This is a genomic window from Microbulbifer mixtoriginis (SeqCode) (assembly GCF_052466865.1).
Genome location: NZ_CP174293.1, coordinates 241010 through 264615 on the forward strand (window position 1 = coordinate 241010; position 23606 = coordinate 264615).

Annotated in this window: 18 protein-coding genes; 5 read left to right on the plus strand and 13 right to left on the minus strand. The window is 54.7% G+C overall.

The window, feature by feature from the left end; translation table 11 throughout:
- Positions 1-32 precede the first annotated feature (32 nt).
- On the plus strand, positions 33-1241 hold the full coding sequence (locus ACJJJA_RS01135; protein WP_444903513.1) for a serine hydrolase domain-containing protein: 1209 nt from the start codon (positions 33-35) through the stop codon (positions 1239-1241).
- A 144-nt stretch (positions 1242-1385) separates the two neighbouring features.
- Here ACJJJA_RS01135 and ACJJJA_RS01140 read toward each other — a convergent pair whose 3' ends face one another.
- The 4 genes from ACJJJA_RS01140 to glyQ form a co-directional block, all read right to left on the minus strand.
- Positions 1386-4367 carry a S8 family serine peptidase gene (locus ACJJJA_RS01140; protein WP_444903514.1) on the minus strand — a complete coding sequence of 994 codons (2982 nt, stop codon included), beginning with the start codon at positions 4365-4367 and terminating at the stop codon, positions 1386-1388.
- A 341-nt stretch (positions 4368-4708) separates the two neighbouring features.
- Complete coding sequence (gene gmhB, locus ACJJJA_RS01145; protein ID WP_252083974.1) at positions 4709-5260, minus strand: D-glycero-beta-D-manno-heptose 1,7-bisphosphate 7-phosphatase; 552 nt, start codon at positions 5258-5260, stop codon at positions 4709-4711.
- A gap of 54 nt (positions 5261-5314) precedes the next feature.
- Positions 5315-7396, minus strand: coding sequence for a glycine--tRNA ligase subunit beta (gene glyS, locus ACJJJA_RS01150; RefSeq protein ID WP_444903515.1), 2082 nt, complete (start codon positions 7394-7396; stop codon positions 5315-5317).
- Positions 7396-8352, minus strand: a complete 957-nt coding sequence (gene glyQ, locus ACJJJA_RS01155; protein WP_444883267.1) for a glycine--tRNA ligase subunit alpha — start codon at positions 8350-8352, stop codon at positions 7396-7398. Before glyQ ends, glyS begins: the two co-directional genes overlap by 1 nt.
- A gap of 157 nt (positions 8353-8509) precedes the next feature.
- On the opposite strand from glyQ, the gene ACJJJA_RS01160 reads away from it, so the two are divergent.
- Positions 8510-9397 (plus strand): lysophospholipid acyltransferase family protein, encoded by an 888-nt coding sequence (locus ACJJJA_RS01160; protein WP_252083977.1) that lies wholly within the window; start codon positions 8510-8512, stop codon positions 9395-9397.
- 42 nt (positions 9398-9439) lie between these two features.
- On the opposite strand, the gene ACJJJA_RS01165 is transcribed toward ACJJJA_RS01160, so the two are convergent.
- The 9 genes from ACJJJA_RS01165 to def form a co-directional block, all read right to left on the minus strand.
- The gene (locus tag ACJJJA_RS01165; RefSeq protein ID WP_444903516.1) at positions 9440-10627 is read right to left on the minus strand and encodes an ABC transporter permease; all 1188 of its coding nucleotides are present in this window, start codon (positions 10625-10627) and stop codon (positions 9440-9442) included.
- 67 nt (positions 10628-10694) lie between these two features.
- The gene (locus ACJJJA_RS01170) at positions 10695-11855 is read right to left on the minus strand and encodes an ABC transporter permease (protein ID WP_444888978.1); all 1161 of its coding nucleotides are present in this window, start codon (positions 11853-11855) and stop codon (positions 10695-10697) included.
- Positions 11852-12547: an ABC transporter ATP-binding protein gene (locus ACJJJA_RS01175; RefSeq protein WP_252083980.1), complete on the minus strand. Its 696-nt coding sequence runs from the start codon at positions 12545-12547 to the stop codon at positions 11852-11854. Before ACJJJA_RS01175 ends, ACJJJA_RS01170 begins: the two co-directional genes overlap by 4 nt.
- Positions 12548-12594: 47 nt before the next feature.
- Complete coding sequence (locus tag ACJJJA_RS01180) at positions 12595-13629, minus strand: efflux RND transporter periplasmic adaptor subunit (protein WP_444887629.1); 1035 nt, start codon at positions 13627-13629, stop codon at positions 12595-12597.
- Positions 13630-13726: 97 nt separating this feature from the next.
- Complete coding sequence (locus tag ACJJJA_RS01185) at positions 13727-15178, minus strand: TrkH family potassium uptake protein (RefSeq protein WP_252083982.1); 1452 nt, start codon at positions 15176-15178, stop codon at positions 13727-13729.
- An 89-nt stretch (positions 15179-15267) separates the two neighbouring features.
- Positions 15268-16653: a Trk system potassium transporter TrkA gene (gene trkA, locus ACJJJA_RS01190; RefSeq protein WP_252083983.1), complete on the minus strand. Its 1386-nt coding sequence runs from the start codon at positions 16651-16653 to the stop codon at positions 15268-15270.
- Positions 16654-16683: 30 nt separating this feature from the next.
- A complete protein-coding gene (rsmB, locus tag ACJJJA_RS01195) occupies positions 16684-17991 on the minus strand; it encodes a 16S rRNA (cytosine(967)-C(5))-methyltransferase RsmB (protein ID WP_444903517.1) in 1308 nt (435 codons plus the stop codon).
- Positions 17988-18941 carry a methionyl-tRNA formyltransferase gene (gene fmt, locus ACJJJA_RS01200; protein ID WP_444903518.1) on the minus strand — a complete coding sequence of 318 codons (954 nt, stop codon included), beginning with the start codon at positions 18939-18941 and terminating at the stop codon, positions 17988-17990. Before fmt ends, rsmB begins: the two co-directional genes overlap by 4 nt.
- A 64-nt stretch (positions 18942-19005) precedes the next feature.
- Positions 19006-19512, minus strand: a complete 507-nt coding sequence (def, locus tag ACJJJA_RS01205; RefSeq protein WP_444887632.1) for a peptide deformylase — start codon at positions 19510-19512, stop codon at positions 19006-19008.
- A 183-nt stretch (positions 19513-19695) separates the two neighbouring features.
- Between def and ACJJJA_RS01210 the strand changes: the two genes are divergently transcribed.
- The 3 genes from ACJJJA_RS01210 (at position 19696) to ACJJJA_RS01220 (ending at position 23540) form a co-directional block, all read left to right on the plus strand.
- Entirely contained in the window at positions 19696-20766 is a 1071-nt protein-coding gene (locus ACJJJA_RS01210; RefSeq protein WP_444903519.1) for a LysM peptidoglycan-binding domain-containing protein, read from the plus strand.
- Positions 20767-20862: 96 nt separating this feature from the next.
- Positions 20863-22008, plus strand: a complete 1146-nt coding sequence (gene dprA / locus ACJJJA_RS01215) for a DNA-processing protein DprA (RefSeq protein ID WP_444903520.1) — start codon at positions 20863-20865, stop codon at positions 22006-22008.
- A gap of 89 nt (positions 22009-22097) precedes the next feature.
- A complete protein-coding gene (locus tag ACJJJA_RS01220; RefSeq protein WP_444903521.1) occupies positions 22098-23540 on the plus strand; it encodes a catalase in 1443 nt (480 codons plus the stop codon).
- The last annotated feature ends 66 nt before the right edge of the window (positions 23541-23606 follow it).

The window sequence follows — 23606 nt, forward strand, 5'->3', positions numbered from 1 at the left end:
AAGATTCTCTTCGTTTAAAAATAGGTAATTAGATGCGTAAAATTTTTATGATTTTTTGTATGGTCATCACTCTTCCGAGCCTCGCTCAAAAAGGAGATCGGCAAGGTGATATAGAGCGCCTGGACAGTAGTACTATTTCTCGGGATAAATTAATTGAGAAAATTGAAAATCTGAGAAAAGAGAATAAAATTCCCGGTCTGGTTGTCGCTATATTTAATCGACATGAGGTGGTATTTTCTGAAGCACTTGGTTATGCCAATTTTCCAGAAAAAGAAAAATTAGATATAGACACTGAAATCTATGGAGCCTCATTGAGTAAAGCTGTTTTTTCAGTATTGGTCATGGCGCTGGTTGAACAGGGGATAATTGATTTGGATAGGCCTCTGCAATCCTACCTAGAGGAACCAATTTGGAAAAATTCTGGTGAACACTGGCATCAAAATTTTACCCATCTTCGAAATGATCCTCGTTATGAAAAAATCACAGCGCGAATGTGCCTGTCACACACTACTGGACTGCCAAACTGGAGGTGGATTGAGCCAGATAACAAACTGAAATTACATTTTGATCCAGGAGAGCGATATAGCTATTCGGGTGAAGGAATGGTACTGCTACAGTTTGTGCTGGAAAAAATTACCGGCAAACCTTTGGAGAAATTGGCACGAGAAATTGTATTCGGCCCCTATGGTATGACTCATTCCAGTTATACATGGCAAGCGTCCTTCGAAAATAAATATGCTTTGGGTCATCGTTCAGATGGGAGCACCTATCCTCGGGACAAGGATAATTCGCCCAGAGCACCCAGTACCCTAGAGACAAATCCCGCAGATTACATAAGATTCCTGCAGGGAATTTTACATAGAAAGAATTTAAGTAGTAATGCCTATCGAGAAATATTTCACCCCCAAGTAAGAATTAAAAGCGAAACTCAATTTGGCCCTGGAGTTCATAGGTTTACTAATGCATACGATTCTATTCAGTTGAGCTATGGATTGGGTTGGGGACTTTTCCATACTGAGCATGGTTGGGCAGCGTTTAAAGAGGGCCATGGCGAAGGTTTTCAGCATTACTCTCTGATTTATCCTAAGGCTGGCACGGGTGTTTTACTGATGAGTAACAGTGATAATGCTGAGGATATATTTGGGCGTTTGCTGGAGTTGACGATTGCGGAGAGGAAGGTTCCTTTAGGTTGGGAAGGTTACTTAGATGTAAATGCTAAGAAAAAGATAAATAGTGAGTAGAAATAGAAAAACTAATCAGAGGATATTTACGTTTTTTTGGTTATCGAGTAAGAAAAAAGACTGAGAAAAAGCCATTTATACTATTTGTCCTGGCCGACCATCGGCTAAAAACACCCTCCGCTATTTAGCGGAGGGTGATATTCCTTACTGGGTATTCACTATAACTTCGGTTTCGGCAAATACCGTCTCACCGTTACCGTGGCTGAGAATCCCCAAGGCTCGGGTACCAGGGGAGAGATCCTGCCACTCCAGATTGATAGTGCCACTACTATTTATTTGTGCCTGCGGCGGAGCTGTGAGCTGGGTATTGCCGTTGTCTCCACTCAGGTTAAAGTTAAATAGGGTAAATGGCGTAGGGCCCTCCGCAGAGGCGTAGTCCACTACGAATACCGCATACTGACCTGCGGCGGGATTGACCAAATCGACAGATTCAGCGGAAGTCGGTGAGCCACTGGTGCCCACCTCTGGGAAATCGGGGCCGGGGCCGTAGACTTGTAAATCCAAGTCGTCGCTGCCACTACCATCGCCCACATCCGCATCAAATAAGGCTACGCGGGCAAGCTTTGTACCCTCCGGAATATCGAAGAAAATCAGCTGGTTTTCTCCATCCTCAACGCTACCAGGGAAAGGTACGCCTTCCGCCAAGCCGTTGATATCCACTTGATAGTTGCCGTTATAACCAAATTGTACGGGCAGGTTTACTGCACCATCGCTGCCATCGACACTGATCTTCTGAGTTGTGGATAGTGGAACCGGGCGTACAGCGATAGGACTGCGTACTTCCTGGCGTAAACCAACAGATTTCCAGCTTAATTCGCCAAATACCCACTCGTTCATGGCCGCTTCTTCGGTAACCGTAAAGGTAACTTCAAACTCGGCGCTATCTCCCTCTCTAAGGCGTAGGGTTTTAGGGTTAACACTGACCTCGACACCTGCGGGTGCCTCTACAGAAGCCCAATACCATCTCTGGCCGCGGCCGACGCTGGTGACACGGCGCTTGATGGTTTGCGTGCCAACCAATTCACCGATGCCGATTGATGGCAGGTTGAGATCGCTGGAATCTAAAGAATAGCCAGCGGAAACCAGTCCCTCACAGGTACTGGCCTCGATAATCTGCGGCTGATTTTCTGCGCCACAGAGGAAGGCTAGATAGTCGTTGAAACCGGCATCGTAGACTAGACCGGGGTCGAAAGCCGCGGCGGGCACTATAGCGCCAGCACCAATATCGAAGGGATCAGCGGCTTCGGGTCCGAAGGACTTTTGAAGGTTGGTGCGCGCTGTACTCATCAGTGCGGATTTGGCCATAGCCGGGCTCCAGTCCGGATGAGCCTGTTTTAACAGGGCCATAATACCGGCGACATGGGGGCTGGCCATGGAGGTACCATTTTTGGCGGCGAATAGGTTGCCGCCACTCAGTACCGGTGAAGTACCGGCGAGAATGCCTACGCCCGGTGCTGCCACATCCGGCTTGATAATATCCGTCGCACCCACGTTGTGGCCGCGGGAAGAGAAGCTGGCGATGCGGTCTTCGCGGGAAATCTTCAGCTCAGGATCCAGGGTGCCCGTGACCCCCGAATTCTCAACCAGCATGGCGCCATCCGCATGGCGAATCATCACACCTGGGATCGTAGTATCCGGTGCCGACATAACGATCGGATCCATACGGTCTACAGCACTGCCGTCGTTATAGACAACAATGGCCACTGCGCCGGCGTCTGCAGCATTGTTGTATTTAGTACTGAAGGAGCATCCCCCACGCTTCACCAGCGCGATTTTGCCTTCAATGGCCTCGGAGTTGGTGAGTGCGGAGCAGGCCTCCAGAGGGGCACCCACAACAACAGGTGCCGATAGTAGACCTACATCTTCCATAGTGATCGGGCCGTTGCCTTCACGGGCATCGTAGGTGCCCACAACCGCTTCAGGGGCATCCACCTGCAGGGCTGTGCCAAAGCTCTGGTCGTCTTCGGCGGCTGCCACTGCGGTAATCCAGGGGACACCGGAAGGCGTGCCCATTGTTTGTGGGCCTGGGCCATTATTGCCGGCAGAAGTGGCAACAAAAACGCCCGCATCGGCGGCAAACAGGAAGGCGATCTCATCGGCACCGGTGAAAACGGTACTGGAGCCACCCACTGAGAAGTTGATGACATCCACACCGTCGGCCACGGCTTCGTCAATAGCAGCCATGGAGTCTGCCGAGGAGCAGCCACTATCGTCCGGGTCTGGGGCATCCCAGCACACCTTATAGGCCGCGATACGGGCACGCGGCGCCATACCGGTCAGGGTTTTCCCATCTGGGGTCACTACACCGTAGTTCCCTGCGGCAGTGGTGGCGGTGTGGGTGCCGTGTCCGTCCGCATCCCGTGCAGAGAGAAACTCGTAATCCGCCAGAGTCTTGTTGGAGAGGAAGGCGTCTGAAAAAGACTTGGCCTTGATCAGTTTGTTATTGCAGGTAAAGGCGGCGTCACCGGGGTTAAAGTCTGTGTTACCAAACTCACAGCCCTCACCGATAAAGGATTCAGGCACCGGACCATAGGAAATATTGACGCCACGATTACCCTGCCGTGGCGTTGGAACATCCATCAGGCTCGGGTGTTCTGGATGAATACCCGAGTCGATTACACCCACGACCACATCCTCACCGGTGATTCCCCAGAGCCAGGGACTGGGTGTATTTGTCAGGCCGAGGAAGTCTGCAGTGGAATCGGTATGCATTTTCAGCAGGCGATCTTCCCAGACGCCTTTCACATCTTTATGGCTACGCAGTGCTTCGGCATCCTTTTCACTCATAATCGCGGCAAAGCCGTTAAAGGCCGCCTTGTATTCATGCACTTTGCGTGCGCCGGGCACCGCGGAAAGCACCTGTTGACGACGTGTTTTGAGAAAATCGGAGTAGTGGCGATAGCTACTACTGCGGGGGTCAGCCTTGCGACGTACATTGGACTTAGCGCTGGAGAGGCCCGCGACTGTGCCGCTGTAGGTGGAGAGTGGCTCGCCATCGAGCTGTACGATATAGACCTTTTTATTCTTTTGGATTTCGGGGGTGAGTGTGTCTGCTACTGAGGCTGCGAAACTACTGCCAGAGCACAGCAGGCCCGCAATAAGCGAGGAAATTATTTTTCTTTTCATTGAGTTGTCCCATTTTTTATTTTAACAGGCGGGTAGAGGTGGGAGAGAAAGTGCGCTGTTTATCCAATGTCACTGACACCCAACAAGCCATCCTAGCGCGCTTTCACTGGGATAAAGCCACCCGACCTGTGACTCGCTTTTAAAGTAATGTGTCGCAGGACTCAATAAACTGGCGTCATAGTCATTGTTTTGTACTATTTTTGCTAACTGGCGAGAAAGAAAAAAACGTAAGTCACAAATGCGAGGTGGCGCAGTAGTGGAGAGGGTTTCTGATGACGCTTTTCTGCGAGATTGGAAAAGCTCATTAAATTTAGAGGGCTGTAAAAGAGAGATCAGTGGGCTCAGGGGCCCACTAGAAACAGGCTGAAACTGGCTAAGTCGGCAAACACAGCGGTTTCCGCCAGACGCGGATCGGGGCTCTCTACTAGCTGTTGCAGGGTTTCTGCGCCTGCACCGGTTTTTAGTAGTACCGGCTTACACCCCTTGACCAGGGCCAGCTGTAAATCGGCCAGTTTATCACCGAGCAGATAGCAGCCATGCAAGCTGGTGTCGAATTCCGCTTCGATGGCATCCAGCAGGCCCGCCTGGGGCTTGCGGCAACGGCAGTTGTCTTCGGGCCCATGGGGGCAGTAGAAAATCGCGGCAATTTCACCGCCTGCATCCTCTACCTGGGAACGCATCTTGGCGTGTATCGCCTCCAAGTCATCCAAGTCAAACTGGCCCAGGGCCAGGCCGCTCTGGTTGGTGGCAATCACCAGTTGGTGGCCAGCCTGACTGAGCGCAGCCAGTGCTTCAATGCTGCCGGGCAGGGGCTGCCATTCGTCTGCGGATTTTACGAACTGGTTGGGGTTTTGATTAATGACCCCATCGCGGCCAAGAAGAATTATTGCCATGTCGATTCGCCTGTTTCGTTGAGGCGGGGCGCAGAGCCCCGCTTCAAGTCGCTATTACTTGGCTGGAACCAACAGGGAGATGTCGGCAACTTCGAGGAACAGTGCACGCAGCTGGGCCAGTAGGGCCAAGCGGTTGTTGCGCAGTTGCTCGTCGTCACTCATTACCATCACATGGTCGAAGAAGTTGTCCACGGTTTCACGCAGGCCCGCCAGGCCGGCGAGTCCTTCGGCGAAAAGCGCATCGCTATACAGCGGTTCAACTTCTGTGCGGGCAACCTGTACTGCGGCGAACAGGGCTTTCTCCGCTTCCTCCTGCAATAGTGCTTCATCGACACTGCTGGGCACTGTGCCATCCAGCTTGGCAAGGATATTGGAAACGCGTTTGTTCGCGGCGGCCAGGGCGCCGGACTCCGGTAGTTGGCTGAAGGCGTTAACCGCGTGCACACGGTTGTCGATATCCAGCGGGCGCGACAGCTTGCGCGCGGCAACGGACATAAATACTTCGGTGGCGATACCCTGATCCTCGTAGCGGGCGCGGAAGCGCTCCAGGACATACTGCAAAGTCTGCTCTACCACTTTGTCGTATTCACCCAGAGCAGTGCGCGGATAGTTGTCACGGGCCAATTCCAGCAATTCGCGCAGGTCCAGGTCGAGACGCTTCTCTACGAGGATGCGGATGATCCCCAGGCTGGCGCGGCGCAGGGCGAAGGGGTCGCGGGAGCCGCTGGGGGGTTGGCCTATGCCGAAGATGCCGACCAAAGTATCCAGGCGATCCGCCAGGGCGATTACAGTGCCGGTGTCGCTGGCGGGCAGCTCGTCACCGGCAAACTTGGGCATATACTGCTCGTACATGGCCTTGGCCACATCCAACGGCTCGCCGTCATTTTCGGCGTAGTAGTAGCCGGCGATGCCCTGCATATCGGCAAACTCGAACACCATCTCGGTAACCAGGTCCGACTTGCACAGGCGGCCGGCGCGCTCGGCCCAGTCGCCGTTGCTTCCGGTTTTCTCAGCGATGGTGCAGGCCAGGGCGGCTACCCGTTCAGTCTTGTCGTAGACGCTACCCAGGTGCTGCTGGAACACGATTTGGCGCAGTTTCTCGCGGCGTGATTCCAGGCTGGTCTTTTTGTCGGTCTCAAAGAAGAAGGCAGCATCTGCCAGGCGCGGACGGATTACGCGCTCATTGCCGTGGATAACCTGGGCGGCATCCTGGCTCTCGATATTGGACACGGTGATAAAGAACGGCAGCAATTGGCCATCTTCATCTACCACATGGAAATATTTCTGGTGCTCCTTCATGGAGGAGATCAGGGCTTCAGCGGGTACTTCCAGGAAGCGCTCTTCGAAGCGGCCGGTGAGGGCGACAGGCCATTCAACCAGTGCAGTCACTTCGTCGAGCAGATCGTCATCGATGACCGCTTCACCATTGACGTTGTTGGCTTCGGCGATCACTTGGGCGCGAATGGCTTCGCGGCGCTCGGCGAAGTCAGCCATTACGTAGCCGGGTTCGCGCAGAACCTGTGCATAGTCGTGGGCGGAGTGGATCTCCAGTTCCCGATTGCAGTGGAAGCGATGACCACGGCTGGTTTTTCCGGCTTTCAAGCCGAGTACTTCACCATCTACGACCTTGTTGCCAAACAGCATGACGAGCCAGTGCACCGGGCGCACGAACTCTTCGCGGCGCGCACCCCAGCGCATGCGCTTGGGAATAGGAAGCTGAGCCAGTGCCTTTTCGACAATACCAGCCAACAGGGATTCAGTTTCAGCGCCTTTCTGTTCACTGATAAAGGCCAGGCGCTCGCCTTTGTCGGTCAATTTGCGTCCCAGCTCTTCAACGGTTACGCCGTTGCTGCGGGCGAAACCCTCTGCGGCCTTGCTGGGCTTGCCTTCTTTATCGAAGGCGGCTTTGACGGCCGGGCCCAGCTTTTCAATTTGTTTGTCTTGCTGCTTATCCGCCAAACCGAATACCGCTACGGCCAGGCGGCGAGGGGCTGCGTAGGCTTTCACTTCGCCAAAAGACAACTCGGCGCCTTTGAGGCCTTGGGTAATACCATCGGCGAAAGCGCTCATCAATTTGTGTAACGCCTTGGGTGGCAGCTCTTCGGTGCCCAGCTCTACCAGAAAATCCTGAGCCATTACTGCTTCTCCTCTTGCTCGATGTCTTCCGCCAAAATATCTGCTCGCAGTGCTTCATCTGCCATGGGGAAGCCTAAGGCGCGGCGCGCATCGTAGTAAGCCTGTGCCACGGCGCGGGCCAGGGTGCGTACACGCAGGATATAGCGCTGGCGCTCAGTCACTGAGATGGCGTGGCGCGCATCCAGAAGGTTGAAGGCGTGGGAGGCCTTCATAACTTGCTCGTAAGCGGGGAGCGGCAGGCCCAGCTCAATCAGGCGTGTGCTCTCGCGCTCACAGTGATCGAAGGTGGCGAATAGGAATTCCACATCGGCGTGTTCAAAGTTGTAGTGGGACATTTCCACTTCGTTCTGGTGGAAAACGTCGCCATAGGTGACGGGGCTGCCGTCCGGGTTGCGGGTCCACACTAAATCGTAGATAGACTCGACCCCCTGCAGGTACATGGCGATACGCTCGAGACCGTAGGTGATTTCGCCGGTAACCGGGTAGCACTCGAGGCCGCCCACCTGCTGGAAGTAGGTAAACTGGGTGACTTCCATACCGTTCAGCCAAACTTCCCAGCCGAGGCCCCAGGCGCCCAGGGTTGGGGATTCCCAGTTATCTTCCACAAAGCGGATATCGTGGATAGCCGGGTCTACTCCCATGGCGCGTAGGCTATCGAGGTACAATTCCTGGATATTGTCCGGGGATGGCTTCATCACTACCTGGTATTGGTAGTAGTGCTGAAGGCGGTTGGGATTCTCGCCGTAGCGGCCATCGGTGGGGCGGCGGCAGGGCTGTACATAAGCCGCATTCCAGTTTTCCGGGCCTATGGCGCGCAGGAAAGTGGCCGGATGAAAGGTGCCGGCGCCCACTTCCATATCCAGAGGCTGTAGAATGACGCACCCTTGGCGCGCCCAATAATCCTGTAGGGCAAAAATAAGTCCCTGGAAGGTACTGAGATCGTATTGCTTGGACACCGCTATCTCCGGATCAGTATCTGCTGTGGGCAAAGGGACGCAATTATAGCGGCAGCGACTGCTGCGCTTAAAGCGCTATAGCCGCGTCAAGAGGTTTCAATGGCCATACTTGGGCAACACGACCACTTTAAAGTGGTTTTTGTATAGGAAGTAGTGAGTGGATATTAAGGGGCGCCTTGCTGTAGGGGCACTGAAAATCATCGGCAAATTGCCGTTGCACTGGTCGCGGCGATTGGGTTGGTTTGCTGGCAAAATGGTTGTGTGGACTCGTTCCGAAGGCCTGCGCCTGAGCCGCATTAATCTAAAACTCTGCTATCCGGCAATGGACCCCAAGCAGCGCGAAAAGCTGGCAAGGGAGAGTGTGATCAACACGGCCATGGCGGGTTTTGAGATGGCATCACTGTGGAATACGCCCTGGGCAAAAAATGAAAATGCCATTGTTCGTGTGCGCAATCAGCAGTTACTCAACGCCGGTGAGACCGATGGGCGCGGCACTATTGTCTTAATGCCACATACTGGCAACTGGGAAATATTCGGCCTGTATGTAGGTACCTTGTCCCCCTGTGCTGTACTTTACCAGCCTCCTAAAATAGAAGCCCTGGACCCGGTGATTCGCAGCGGGCGCGAAGTAACTGGCGGCAAGATGGTGCCCACCAATGTGCACGGTGTGCGCGCGCTGCTTAAATCATTGAAAGCGGGAGATTTAGCCCTGATTCTTCCCGACCAGGAACCGGATATGGGCGGTGACTTTGCCCCGTTTTTTGGGCGCCCGGCTCTGACGATGACCCTGGTGCACAATCTGATACAGCGCACCAAGTGCCATGTGGTTTTTGGGTTTGGCAAGCGTGTAGAAGGCGGTTTTGAGCTGGTTTTTGTCCCCGCAGAAAAAGCGATTTACAGCGAAGAGCAAAAAGTATCTCTGGCGGCGATGAACCGCGGTGTGGAGGCCTGCATCGCCCAAGCGCCGGAGCAGTATCAGTGGGAATACAAGCGTTTTCGCAGACAGCCGGAGGGCAAGAGTAAAATTTACCGCAAACAAACATAGGGGCCTGAGCGGCCCCTTTGTCTATCGGCATCTAGGTAAAGTTTACGTCGCGTGGCGAAATGCCACAATTACCGGCATACGCGCGGCGCGCCAGGCGGGGAAAAAACCACTGACAAAGCCGATTACCAACGCCAACACGGCGCCCTGCACGAACAGGTCTGGGGACATTTCAAAACTGAACACCACCTGGGTAAAACTGCCGCCCAGGGTTGAGGTATTTAGGCCGTCGAAGAACAAGTAGGCGGCCAATGACCCCAGTAGTCCACCGGCCACCGCCAGTACCATCGCTTCAGCAATCGTGCCGCAGAAAGCGGAAAAATTACTGAAGCCGAGGGCGCGCAGGGTGGCAATTTCCTTGGCACGGTCCGCCACTGAGGTGTACATGGTATTGAGTGCTCCAGCCAAGGCACCGAGGGCCATCACCGCACTGATTATCCAGCCAAAGGTGGCGATGTACTGCAGTTGTTTACCCTGACTGGCGAAGTATTCTCGCTCGGTCTGCGCTTCGAGATTAAGGCGCGGTTCCCGCGCAATGGTTTCCTTGACCGATGCCAGGCCGTCGTCATTATCCAGTTGCAAGCGAATGGATTGATAACTGCTGCCACGGTTGTAATGGCTCTGGATTGTTTTGATATCTGCCCACAGCTCACTTTCAAAAATATTGCCCCCTGTGGAAAAAACTCCGACAACTGTCCACAGGTTTTTACCAAAGCGCACTTCCTTGCCAATCTCGAAACCGCTGAATTCCCGCAGGACACCCTCGCCGACAATCATTTCATTGGTTCCGGGAAAAAACATACGGCCTTCGGTTAAGTGCATGTTGGTGCGCATGGCCATACCGGTTTGGTTGAGTCCGCGCAGGGGGATATTGGCCTCGGTACCACTGGACTTTTTGATACCATCCACAATGACATAGAGTTCCGGTGAAACCTGTGGGCCGTTGGCGTCGCGGGCGACTCCTGCAGATTCGCTAACCAGGTTGACTTGATCCTGCAGGATCACCGAGTTGAGCTCGGTAGAGGAACCCTCGCGCATCAGGATGGCGATTTGGTTGGAGCCGGCGCCGCGCATAGTTTCTTCGAAGCCTTTGGCCATGGCGAGAAATGCCAACAGTATTGCCACCACCACCGCCGAGGCCAGTACCATCGCCAGTGACATCCACAGGCGCCGGCGCAGGCTGCCCAGGTTCATCAGGGTCACTGAAATAATTTGTGCAATTAGAGAGCCCATTGGCTGTCCTCCGGTCGGGCTTGATCAATCGGGCACCTACAGTTGTTAGGAACTCGATACGATGTATTTAGGGCTGACGATTAAATGCCGAGACAATATTCAATCGCAGCGCGTTAAAAGCCGGTAACAAGCCGGTAATAATTCCCAGCAGCAGCATAAAAAACAGCGCCTGTAGAGCGATATCGCCATCGAGAATCAAGTTGGGCAGGAAACGGGCGAGAAAGGTTTTTATTCCTTCAACTAACAGCCAGGCCGCAGCGAGTCCGGAGAGACCGCCGATAAATGCGACCAACAGGGATTCCGATAGCACCATGCGAAAAATGCGTGCGCTGGAAAAGCCCAGGGTTTTGAGTACAGCAATCTCGCCGGTGCGCTCGCGAATCGCCAAGGCCATGGTATTGCCAACCACAATCAGAATGGTGAAAAACGCGGTGAAAACCACCGAGAAAATAATCAAACCGATATTGCCAATTTGCTCGATAAAAGCTTTATTAAAGGATTTTTCCGTACTGGTATCGGTTTCACTTTGCGAATTGGCAAAACTGTCATCAATGGTTTTGGCTACTTTCTCATTGAGAGAGGGATCGTCAGTAGTGAGTGCCATCCATCCTATCCAGTCATTGCCAAATGTCTGAGTTTCCATGAAGTATTTATAATGGAATAACATTTGGCGAGTATCGTACTGCTCGGTATCCCCTTTAAAAATTCCTGAGACTACAAATTCCCAGGTATAGCCACCATCTTTATGGGTGAATATATTTGAGGAGATAGGGATCCGGTCACCAATTTTCCAGCCATATATTTGCGCGAGTTTCTCACCTATCAGCGCGCCCTGGCGATTATTAAACCAAGCCTGTTTTTGCTCATCCGGAATCACTATTTCTTCGTAAACGCGTAAATAGGATTCGGGGTCCACAGCCAGCGAGACAATTTGCCTACTTTGTTCCTGATAATAACCGCCAAACCAGTTCAGGTGGGTGACATCTTTTACTCCCTCGACCGCAGCGACTTTTTGGAAATAAGAGATGGGTAGCGATTGGGTGAAATTGATCCGGTTAAAAACTACCAGGCGATTATCAGCGGACAACTCCACACTGGAATTGAGTGCAGATTTCAAACTGGTCACTGCGCCAAAAATTAAAAAAGCGATAAAAATTGCAAAGCAGGTGAGAAATAACCGCAGAGGTTTCCGCGTCATGTTTTTATAAATTAAATAGAGATCGTTCATGCCACTATTTCCCTCTGCACAAATTGTCCCTTGTCGAGATGCAGGGTGCGTTTGGCGTATTTGGCTGCGGCCGGGTCGTGGGTAACCATAACGATAGTCTTGCCGTGATCGCGGTTGAGTAGTTGCAGCATCTCCAGGATTTCATCGGCGGTGGCGCGGTCGAGATCACCGGTGGGCTCGTCACACAGAATGAGTTTAGGATCTGAAACAATTGCGCGGGCGATGGCCACCCGCTGTTGCTGGCCGCCGGACATTTCACTGGACATATGTTTGGCGCGATCGCTCAAGCCCACCAAAGCGAGGGCGGTTTCGACATTTTTGCGGCGCTGTGCCTTGGAGAGCTTGGTTAACAGTAGCGGCAGTTCTACATTGCGTTGGGCATTGAGCATCGGCATCAGGTTGTAGAACTGGAAAATAAAACCAATATTCTGCGCGCGCCAACGGGTTAGGGCGCTCTCATTGAGGGAGTCTATGCGGGTACCATCAAACCAAATTTCCCCGCTGGTGGGTTGATCGACACCGCCGAGCATATTTAACAGAGTGGTTTTTCCGGAGCCGGAAGGCCCCATAATGGCGACAAAATCTCCTCGCTCAATACTCATATTGAGATCGTCAAAAATAGAGATTTTCTCTTTACCTTTGATAAAATTCTTGCCGACATTTTTTAACTGAAACAACACATCTTCAGACATCTGTAATTTCCTTTTTTAATGAATAATTAGAGCCGTAGTCTGTGCCGTTAAAGAGCGACTTCCTCCCCGGCCAGGAAGCCGACCTTCACCCCCATATCCGGTAGGATACGGGCGTCTTTTTGATCGATACCGATACGCACACGCACCGTAGCTTTGGCGCGATCGGCGGTTGGAATAATTGCCACCACCGTGGCGGGAATATCCCACTCCGGGTAGGCGTCAAGATTCGCGTTTACCCTTTGACCCGTGGAGACCCGGCCGATAAATGCCTCGTTGACATCCACTTCAATTTCCAGGGAGTTCATATCCACAATGGTACAGATACCGGTGCGGGTGAAACCGCCTCCGGCGGAGCTGGGTGCGACAATTTCTCCGGGCTGAGCATTTTTTTGTGTAACGATTCCCGCAAAGGGCGCGCGTATCGTGTGATCCTCCAAGCGCTCCCGCTGTCGCTCGGCTTCCAGTTTAGCCACCTCAATATTTGCCCGAGCGCTGTTTAAATCGGCTCTCAAGCCTTCAACAGTGGCCTCACTCTGGGTGAGTTGTGCTTTGCTGGAGTAGTTTTTTTCACGCAAGCCAGCGAAACGCCGGTACTGACGCTCTGCTTCTTTTAGCTTGGCGAGAATACTGGCTTCCTGGGCTTGCAGTACCTGAATCTGCGCACGGGCAAATGCCAGGCTGACGCGCGCTTTGACGTCGTCGAGGCGGGCTAGCACTTGACCTTCCTGTACCTGCATACCCTCCTCGACATCTACACTGCTGATCAGTCCCATTACCTCTGCTGACACCGTAGCCATGCGTCGGGCGGTGATATATCCGGAGGCATTCAACACCGTCTCCAGGTGTGCGCTGGAGGGGGCAGATGGCGTAGTGTGTGTGTTGGCGGGAGTTGGGATTGTGTTAGGGCTTGCGGGTGGGTCTTCGGCCAAGAGGGAGGCGCCAAAAAAACCAACTAGCAGGCCGGCGACTGCACCGGAGGAAGCCGCCAGTAGGGTTTTTCGGGGCGATGACGATAAATCATTGGGAGCCGTATCCCGGTCAATTTTCAACTGACCGAGCAGCTCACTGGTGTTTCTGCTCATACAGCCATGTTCTTATTGATTACTTCCTGTAAAGAACAACTGTGGCAGAAACTAAAAAATATTGCTATTCGATCTGACTTGCGGCGTTGGCGCCAAATTAGTGGCGCCAAAAGGCGGGGGTTAACAGCACCAGCAGGGTGAAAATTTCCAGGCGTCCCATCAGCATGGCGAGGATCAGAAACCACTTGGCCACCTCATTGACTGAACCGTAGTGAGATGCGGCCTCACCCAGAGCCGGGCCGATATTGCTCAGGCAGGAGGCCACCGTTGTCACAGAGGTGACGAAATCTTCGCCGGTGGCAATCACAATAATCGAGAGAATAAAAAACGACAGCACATAGACGGCAAAAAAGCCCCACACAGCATCGGTTACCCGATCGGGTACGATCTTGCGGTTGATCTTAATGGGTATCACCGCATTGGAGTGCACCAGTCGATTTAATTCGCGCATACCGGATTTCATAATCAACATGCCGCGTACCGCTTTTATACCACCAGAGGTAGAGCCGGCACAGGCGCCGAGAATACCCAGAAGAAGCAATGCGTAGGGAAGGAATACCGGCCAGGCGGAAAAGTTTTCAGAGGCAAAGCCGGCAGTGGTACTGATAGAAACCACCTGGAAGAAACCGTGTAGCAGGCTGTTGCCTGGTGAGAAGATATTCAGAATCCACAGATAACAGCTGATCAACAGGCCGGCCCCCAAAATCAGCATTACGTAGAAACGAAATTCGGAATCGCGCCAGTAGTGCTTGAGGGTTTTATTGCGGAAGGCGTAAAAATGCAGGCCAAAGTTAATCGCCGCGGTGAACATGAAAATAATGCAGATCACCATAATGGCCCGGTTGTGAGCGTAGAAGCCCATACTGGCATCGTGGGTGGAAAAGCCGCCGTTAGCCACGGTGGAGAAGGCGTGTCCCACGGCATCGAACACGGTCATGCCCGCCCACCAGTAACCGATGCCGCACAGAATGGTCAGGATTACATAAATTACGATCAGTGCCCGTGCCGTCTCGGCGATGCGCGGTGTCAGCTTGGTATCTTTCACTGGGCCGGGTATTTCCGCCTTGTACAGCTGCATACCACCGATGCCGAGCATGGGCAGGATTGCCAGTGCAATAACAATTACGCCGATACCACCAAACCACTGTAGCTGCTGGCGGTAGTAGAGGATGGCTGGAGGCAGGGAGTCCAGGCCGGTAATTACGGTGGCGCCAGTGGTGGTGAGCCCGGAAATCGATTCAAAAATCGAATCGGTAATACTCAGGTCCGGCTGTGGACTGATAATAAACGGCAGGGAGCCAAAGCTGCCGAGGATTAGCCAGAATAGCGAAGTCACCACAAAGCCGTCGCGGGTGCGCAGATCCTGGCGCAGGTCGTGTACCGGCAGCCACATAAACAAGCCGGTCACCAGAGTGATCACAAAGGCAATAACGAAGGCGTTGTGGGTATGGTCCTCATACCACAGGGACACGGCGATCGGTGGCAGCAGTGTCAGGCTGAACACAGTGAGGAGAATTCCGAAAACTCGCGCAATTACCGCAATTCGCATTGGCGCCTGTCAGCCTGTTATCTGTTGTTACTTTATATATATGGACGGCGGTGTTTGTAATCGCCGGACTATTCAATAAAAAATATGATTTAGAAAAAGCCGAAGCCAACCTGGAACAACTGCTCCACATGGCGTGTCTGGCGGCGATCCACCAGGAATACAATCACGTGATCGTCGCTTTGCACAATTACATCGTCGTGCGCCATCAAAACTTCGCTGCCATTTTCTGTTTCGCGCACTATGGCACCGATGGAGGCGCCCTCGGGCAGATCGATATCCTCGATTTTCTTTCCCACCACCTTGGAGGTGCGCTCGTCGCCATGGGCGACAACTTCGATCGCCTCGGCGGCACCGCGGCGCAGGGAGTGCACATTAACCATATCGCCGCGGCGCACATGGGTGAGCAGGCTGCCGATAGTATTTTGCTGGGGCGAAATGGCAATATCGATTTCCCCGCCTTGTACCAGGTCCACGTAGGCGCGGTTGTTGATCAGGGTCATCACCTTGCGCGCGCCCAGGCGTTTGGCCAGTAGCGATGACATGATGTTAGCTTCGTCATCGTTGGTGAGTGCGAGGAAAACATCGGTGTCCTCAATATTTTCTTCCAGCAACAGCTCTTGGTCCGAGGCGCTGCCGTGCAAGATAATGGTGTGGGACAGCTCCTCGGATAAAAATACGCAGCGTTCATGGCTGCGCTCAATAATTTTAACCGAGTAGCGGTTTTCCAATTTGGTTGCGAGCCGCAGGCCAATATTGCCACCACCGGCAATTACCACACGCTTATAACCGTGTTCCAGGCGGCGCAACTCGCTCATTACCGCACGGATATCGGCGCGTGCGGCGATAAAAAATACCTCGTCGCCGGCCTCGAGCACCGTGTCCCCCTGGGGAATGATCGGCCGGTTGCGCCGGTAGATGGCCGCCACACGAGTATCCACCTTGGGCATGTGTTCGCGCAGATAGCGCAGCTGATGGCCTACCAGAGGACCGCCCTGAACTGCCAATACAGTGACCAGCTGCACGCGACCACCGGCGAAATCCAGCACCTGTAGCGCGCCGGGATGTTCCATCAGGCGTGCGATATATTCGGAGACCAGCTGCTCGGGGCTGATCAAAACGTCGATGGGAATCGCCTGGTTGTCGAATAACTCGGGGTACTGCAGATAGGAAGAGGCGCGCACGCGCGCGATCTTGGTGGGCACACGGAACAATGAATGGGCAATCTGGCAGGCTGCCATATTGGTTTCATCGTTATTGGTGACCGCCACCAGAATATCGGCATCCTCAATGCCGGCATTCATTAGCACGTCGGGATGGGAGGCGTGGCCGTTAACCACGCCAATATCAATGCGATCACGCAACTCGCGCAGGGTTTTTTCGTCGCTGTCCACCAGCACAATATCATTGCGCTCGGAGGCCAGAGCCTCCGCCAGTGAGCCGCCCACCTGGCCGGCGCCGAGAATGACAATTTTCATATCGGATGAGACTCGCGGCTAGCGCTGCTGTTATTCGGCCTTGCTGAGCAGAGCGTAGTAGAAACCGTCGCCGCCACCGTTATGGGGTAACAGTTGCATTCCAGCAACTTGTTTTTCACCCCAGGACTTACCGTGCAGCAGTTGCGGGGTATTGTCGCTCGCATCGTCGGTCTCCGCAACGAAGGCGGCGACAACTTCACTATTTTCGGCTGGTAACACTGAACAGGTGGCGTATAACAGACTGCCACCGGGTTTGAGCAGTGCCCAGGTGGCGCGCAGAATTTCCGCCTGCAGCTTGGCCAGCTCGGCGATATCCTCGGCACGGCGCAGCAGTTTGATATCCGGGTTGCGGCGAATCACCCCGGTGGCAGAGCAGGGTGCATCGAGCAGAATACGGTCGTACTGCTGTCCATCCCACCAGGCATCCGGCGCAGCCGCATCGGCGCAAATTAACTGTGCGGAGAGGCCGCAACGTTCGAGGTTTTCCTGCACCCGATCGAGTCGCTCCTCCTCGATATCCAGGGAACTCAATTCTATAGCGGGCTGCTGCTCCAATAGATGGCAGCTTTTGCCTCCCGGCGCGGCACAGGCATCCAGCACCCGCTCGCCTTCACAGGGGGCCAGCAGTTGCGCTGCCAGCTGGGCGGATTCATCTTGCACACTCACCAGGCCCTCGGCAAAACCGGGCAGAATTCCCACAGGTACTGCTTCGAGCAGGGTGATGCCAACCGGAGAGAGGGTACAGGCCTCGGCGGACAGGCCGGTCTCGTCGAGCTGCTGCAGGTAATCCTCGCGGGAAATGCGCGCGCTGTTGACCCTCAAGGTCATGGGGGGGTTGGTATTGTTAGCGCGAAAAATCTCCGACGCTTGCTCTGGCCAGGCGGCTTTGATCGCCTGTTGCATCCAGGCGGGGTGCATAGAGCTGAACTGGGGGTTGCCGGACAATTTTCGCTGCAAACGCTCGCGTTCGCGTAAAGCGTTGCGCAGTACGCCGTTGATCAGGCCAGTGGCGCGATCCAACTTGAGACTGCGGGCGGCATTGACCGTGGCAGAGATAGCAGCGTGATCGGGGATGCGGGTGTATTCCAGTTGATACAGGCCCAGCAGGATCAGTGCGCTTACCAGGCTATCGCTGGGGGTTTTGCGCAGTAGCTTGGTAGCGATCAGTTGCAGGCGCGGGGCGGTGCGGGCACTGCCGTAGCACAGCTCGCGGAGCAGGGCGCGGTCGCGCTCCTCAACCTTGTCTTCGGCTTTAGGTAACAGGCGTGCCAGTGAACCTTGCGCTTCCAGTAGTGCGGCCACCACTCGGGCTGCTTCGGCGCGTACATCTCTACTCATAGTGATCCCAATTGTGTTCCGGGAGTGAACAGCGCCCGGTAGCCTTTCAAAATTTCCGCTGAGGGCAGCGCTTTTTTACCGGGTAGTTGAAGTACTTGCAGACGCAGGGCTTCGCGACCACAGGCGACCAGAATACCCTCGTCATCGCTGGCTAGAATGGTGCCGGGCGTATCGCTGTGGCAGCCGCGTTCCAGGCTGGCGCTGTAGATACGCAGGCGTTGTTCGCCTTTACTTTCGATATAGGTAGTCCAACACACCGGGAAGGGATTGAAGGCGCGGATCTGGCGCTGAAGTTCTTGCGCCGGGCGCTGCCAGTCGATGCGCGCTTCCTCTTTGCTGATTTTATTAGCGTAATTGGCTGTAGCATCATCTTGAGCCACCGGCTTGGCGACGCCTGAGGCCAGCTGCGCTAGGGCTTCAATCAGAGCCGGGCCGCCGAGCTCGGCGAGCTTGTCGTGCAGGCTGCCTCCCGTATCTTGCTCAGTAATGTCACAGCGGCGCTCCACCAGTACCGGCCCCGTATCTAGCCCGGCTTCCATTTGCATGATTGCCACACCACTGTGGCTGTCTCCCGCCTCTACGGCGCGCTGAATGGGAGCGGCGCCGCGCCAGCGCGGCAGCAGGGAGGCGTGTACGTTGATACAGCCCAGTCGCGGGGTGTCCAGCACTGCTTGCGGCAGGATCAGTCCATAGGCCACCACCACCATGATATCGGCGCCGAGTGTCGTCAGCTCTTCCTGCGCTGCCTGGTCGCGCAGGCTCTGAGGTTGATACACGGGGATATCGTGGGAGAGGGCCAGCTGCTTGACCGGGCTGGCCAGCAGTTTCTTACCGCGCCCCGCCGGCCTGTCCGGTTGGGTGTAAACGGCGATGACAGTGTGGTCGCTGTCGAGCAGCGCCTGCAGATGCACGGCGGCAAAGTCCGGCGTGCCGGCAAAAATGATATTCACTGGCGGATTCTCAGATCGAGGGATGGAGATGGCGCCGGGCCTGCCGGCGGCCAGTTTTTATAGATCAGGCGCGTCGGCGCTGGGACTTTTCCAGCTTGGAGCGAATGCGGTTGCGCTTGAGTGGGGAGATGTAATCCACGAACAGTTTGCCATCCAGGTGGTCAACTTCGTGCTGGATACACACTGCCAGCAGCCCCTCTGCCTCTATGGCAAAAGGTTCGCCGTTGCGATCCAGCGCCTTGACTCGCACCCTGCGCGGGCGTTCTACCGTCTCGTAGAAACCGGGTACCGACAGGCAACCTTCGTCGTACTGGTGGATCTCCGGGTCCAGTACTTCGATCTCCGGGTTGATAAATCCGTACGGCTCGCTGCTGTCTTCGGAAATATCCACCACCACGACGCGCTCGTGCACATTGACCTGGGTGGCGGCGAGGCCTATGCCAGGTGCGGCGTACATGGTTTCGAACATGTCGTCCAGCAGTTGACGGTGCGCGTCGGTAACTTCTGCGACGGGTTTGGCGATCTCACGCAGGCGCGGATCGGGAAATTCCAGTATCTCGAGTTTAGCCATAACACCTGTGACAAACTTCTAGTATTCGTTGAACGTGCGCTGATAACATTATGATCGCGCTCAATATTTACCGAGTGGACCCCGATTTTCGCTGGCGCCTTGCGCCCGGGGCCGGCCACACTTCCTGTAGAAGGGTGGTTCGGCGCTGAGAATTATAGCGATAAAGAGCATAGGAATGCTTCCATGAAAAAAATAATCCTGGCCGCCGTCTCGATTTTGGCGGTCGCCCTTGGCACCCAAGCGCAGGATCAGGTGCGCCTGAACCCCAGCCATCCGGATGCCTATGTTGTGCAAAAGGGCGATACCCTCTGGGATATCTCCAGTGAGTTTCTGGTACAGCCCTGGTATTGGCCGGAGATCTGGCAAGTAAACCCCCAGGTTGAAAACCCTCACTTGATTTACCCCGGCGACAGCCTGCGCCTGGTGTATGTGGATGGCCAGCCGCAACTGCAGCTGCAGCGCGGCCCGCGGGCTTATCAATTGTCTCCCGGTGTTAATGGTAACCGCTTAACGCCGCAGATCCGTCGCCAAGCCGTGGAGGATGCGATTCCGGCGATTCCCCTCGATGCCATCAATGCCTTCCTCTCGCGCACCCGTATCGTCGAGCCCAATGCCTTCGAGGGTACGCCCTATATTGTGTCCGGTTCCGATAACCACATTTTGATGGGTGCCGGCGATACCATCTACGCACGCGGTGATTTTGAAGTGCCCCTGGCCTCCTACGGTCTCTACCGCCCGGGCCCGGTGTATGTGGACCCCGTCAGCAATGAGACTCTAGGACGCCAGGCTCTTGGGATAGGTGAAGTGGATTTGCTACAGCTGGACCCGGATAACCGCCCTGGATTCTCCGTCGCCACCCTGGGCGTGGCCAGCACCGCCCGCGAGATCCGTCTCGAGGATCATTTGATGCCAGTGGAAGAGCGTTCTATCGATGCACTCTTTCACCCCAGTGCCCCGGCCGTGACAGTGAATGGCTTGATTGTTGGTGTCGATGAGGGCGTGACTCAGATTGGTAAATTCGACGTAGTTATCCTCAATCTGGGTGAGCGCGATGGCATAGTGCCTGGCAATGTGATGGCAGTTTATAAGCGCGGTTCTTTAGTGCGCGATCGTATCGCCGGAGACAGCGTGAAGCTGCCCGATGAGCGCGCAGGTGAGATGATGGTTTTCCGCACTTTTGAAAAGATGAGCCTGGCGCTTATTCTCGAAGCTGATCGCCCCTTGGCGGTGATGGACTCGGTGCGCAATCCCTAAATAAGCATAGAAATCGAGCGGCGCCTCTTGCTGTTTGGAGCGCCGCAAATCTGAATACAACCTCTCCTGTAAAACAGACAAAAATGGTGAGCCCGCATGGATGCGTTGACCGCCAGCATGGCCCTGCTGCGTTTAGAGGGCCTAGGGCCCGCCCGCTACTGGCAGCTGCTAGAGCACTTTGGCAGCCCCGATCGGGCCTTACTGCAATTCCCCCCAACTTTGTTGAGCAAACTACCGCCGCGGGCCCAATCCCAGTGGCGTGATTGTTGTCGTCTTGGCCTGCAGAGCGAATTGTTGGAGTGGGTGGCAGCCGAGCGCGCCCGCTGTGCACAAATCGGCGTGCAGCTGCTGTACCACGGTGATGCAGGTTTCCCGAATTTGCTCGCAGAGATCTCGCGACCACCGCCAATACTCTATGTGCGGGGCGAAGCTGCTGCTCTCACCTTGCCCCAAATCGCTATTGTTGGTGCGCGTCGCGCCACGACTTCTGGCCTGGATAACGCTCGCAGTTTTGCCATGGAGCTCGCCGGATCCGGTTTTGCCATCACCTCGGGGTTAGCACTGGGGGTGGATGCGGCCGCGCACCAGGGTGCTTTGCGGGGACAGGGAGCCACGATTGCGGTGCTGGGCAGCGGTGTCGACTCTGTCTATCCGCGTCAGAACCGCGCCTTGGCGGAAGAAATCCTGAGCGCGGGTGGCGCCATTGTCAGTGAACTTCCACTCGGCAGTAGCGCTGAGGCGAAAAACTTCCCGCGTCGCAACCGGATTATCAGTGGGCTCTCTATGGGAGTACTGCTAGTGGAGGCTGCAATGCGATCGGGGTCGCTGATCACTGCGCGGCTGGCGTTGGAGCAAAATCGAGAGGTTTTCGCTATCCCCGGCTCCATCCACAACCCGATGGCCAGGGGCTGTCACCACCTGATTCGCGAGGGGGCAACATTGGTGGAGACCAGCGCAGATATCGCCGGGCAGCTGGGGGGGCTGTTAGCGGAGCCTGCGGATAGTGAGCCCCTAAGCAATACCCTGCTGGATAATCAGCAGCTGTCAGTGTTATTAGCCCTGCAGGGAGGGCCTCGCAGTATCGAGCAGTTGGCCGTGGATACTGGGGAGCCGGCGGGTGAACTGATGGCGCTGCTATTGCAAATGGAGTTGCTAGAGCTATTGGAGCAGCTGCCCGGTGGGTATCAATTGACGGCTCAGGGAGCTGCCTGTTGTCTCCAGAAAGAAGGCGTGGCCACCTGAATCCTCCCCTGAAGGACCAGCCGCCGAGCGATTCGCGAAGTCAAAGCGCTGCGTTAATACTCTGTGGACTCGAACACAGGAGGCAAGTCATGGCGAATAATTCCAAGCTCACCACGGATGCTGGCGCACCCATCGCGGATAACCAAAACAGCCTTAGCGCCGGACCACGTGGCCCCCTATTGATGCAGGATTATCAACTGCTGGAGAAGCTCGCTCATCAAAACCGTGAGCGGATTCCCGAACGCACGGTACATGCCAAGGGCTGGGGAGCTTACGGTACTCTGCGGATTAGTGGAGATATTGCCAAGTACACCTGCGCCAAGGTATTGCAGCCCGGTGCTGAAACACCAATGATAGCCCGCTTCTCCACTGTAGCCGGAGAGTTGGGAGCGGCGGATGCCGAGCGCGATGTGCGCGGCTTTGCCCTCAAGTTTTATACAGAAGACGGCAACTGGGATCTGGTGGGCAATAACACCCCGGTCTTCTTCGTACGCGACCCCTATAAGTTTCCCGATTTTATCCACACGCAAAAACGTCATCCCCGCACGCACTTACGCTCCCCAACAGCCATGTGGGATTTTTGGTCGCTATCTCCAGAGAGCTTACACCAAGTTACGATCCTGTTTTCAGATCGCGGCCTGCCAATTTCACCTATGCATATGAATGGTTACGGCTCCCACACCTACTCTCTGTGGAACAGTAGTGGCGAGCGCTTCTGGGTGAAGTTCCACTTCAAGACCCGCCAGGGGCACAAATTTCATACCGATGCCGAAGCGGAGTCAGTGATTGGCCGCACTCGCGAGAGTTATCAGGAAGCCCTGTTTGGTGCGATTGAGAAGGGTGACTATCCCAAGTGGAGTCTACAGCTACAAGTAATGCCTGAGGCCGATGCTGCCAAGACAAATTACAACCCTTTCGATCTCACCAAAGTGTGGCCACATGGGGATTACCCGCTGATTGAGATTGGCGAAATGGAGTTGAATCGCAACCCCGATGATTATTTTGCCGAACTGGAACAGGCAGCCTTCTCTCCCTCAAACGTAGTACCGGGCATTAGTTTCTCCCCGGATAAAATGCTACAGGCGCGAGTGTTTTCCTATGCCGATGCCCATCGCCACCGTTTGGGTACTCACTATGAGAGTCTTCCGGTAAATGCACCTCAATGCCCAGTGCATAACTACTATCGAGACGGCGAGATGAATACCAGCGGGATTCGCACAGGCAATCCCGATGCTTATTACGAACCCAACAGTTTCAACGGCCCGCAGCAAGACTCCAGTGCCAAGGAGCCGCCACTAAAGCTTTCCGGTGCTGCCGATCGCTACGATCATCGCGAGGGCGACGATGATTACGGCCAAGTGCGGGCGCTTTTCAATCTTTTTGATGACGCCGAAAAACAGAGACTCTTTGGCAATATTGCCAGAGCCATGGCCGGAGTTCCGGATGAGATAGTACAGCGACAATTGGTACTTTTTTCCCAAGTCGACTCTAGTTATGCTGAGGGCGTAGAGTTATCTTTAGGAAAAAAATAAAAATACTTTCTATTTCGTAAAGCTTTAATTACCTGACAATTATGGTAAAAATGTATTTCTTACTTT

What these genes read in the sequence shown, in the direction of transcription:
- ACJJJA_RS01185 (WP_252083982.1), bottom strand. Translation starts at nt 15,178, where the DNA reads ATGCGAATTGCGGTAATTGCGCGAGTTTTCGGAATTCTCCTCACTGTG.
- trkA (WP_252083983.1), bottom strand. Translation starts at nt 16,653, where the DNA reads ATGAAAATTGTCATTCTCGGCGCCGGCCAGGTGGGCGGCTCACTGGCG.
- ACJJJA_RS01180 (WP_444887629.1), bottom strand. Translation starts at nt 13,629, where the DNA reads ATGAGCAGAAACACCAGTGAGCTGCTCGGTCAGTTGAAAATTGACCGG.
- rsmB (WP_444903517.1), bottom strand. Translation starts at nt 17,991, where the DNA reads ATGAGTAGAGATGTACGCGCCGAAGCAGCCCGAGTGGTGGCCGCACTA.
- ACJJJA_RS01220 (WP_444903521.1), top strand. Translation starts at nt 22,098, where the DNA reads ATGGCGAATAATTCCAAGCTCACCACGGATGCTGGCGCACCCATCGCG.
- glyS (WP_444903515.1), bottom strand. Translation starts at nt 7,396, where the DNA reads ATGGCTCAGGATTTTCTGGTAGAGCTGGGCACCGAAGAGCTGCCACCC.
- ACJJJA_RS01170 (WP_444888978.1), bottom strand. Translation starts at nt 11,855, where the DNA reads ATGAACGATCTCTATTTAATTTATAAAAACATGACGCGGAAACCTCTG.
- ACJJJA_RS01135 (WP_444903513.1), top strand. Translation starts at nt 33, where the DNA reads ATGCGTAAAATTTTTATGATTTTTTGTATGGTCATCACTCTTCCGAGC.
- ACJJJA_RS01210 (WP_444903519.1), top strand. Translation starts at nt 19,696, where the DNA reads ATGAAAAAAATAATCCTGGCCGCCGTCTCGATTTTGGCGGTCGCCCTT.
- ACJJJA_RS01165 (WP_444903516.1), bottom strand. Translation starts at nt 10,627, where the DNA reads ATGGGCTCTCTAATTGCACAAATTATTTCAGTGACCCTGATGAACCTG.
- def (WP_444887632.1), bottom strand. Translation starts at nt 19,512, where the DNA reads ATGGCTAAACTCGAGATACTGGAATTTCCCGATCCGCGCCTGCGTGAG.
- ACJJJA_RS01140 (WP_444903514.1), bottom strand. Translation starts at nt 4,367, where the DNA reads ATGAAAAGAAAAATAATTTCCTCGCTTATTGCGGGCCTGCTGTGCTCT.
- gmhB (WP_252083974.1), bottom strand. Translation starts at nt 5,260, where the DNA reads ATGGCAATAATTCTTCTTGGCCGCGATGGGGTCATTAATCAAAACCCC.
- ACJJJA_RS01175 (WP_252083980.1), bottom strand. Translation starts at nt 12,547, where the DNA reads ATGTCTGAAGATGTGTTGTTTCAGTTAAAAAATGTCGGCAAGAATTTT.
- dprA (WP_444903520.1), top strand. Translation starts at nt 20,863, where the DNA reads ATGGATGCGTTGACCGCCAGCATGGCCCTGCTGCGTTTAGAGGGCCTA.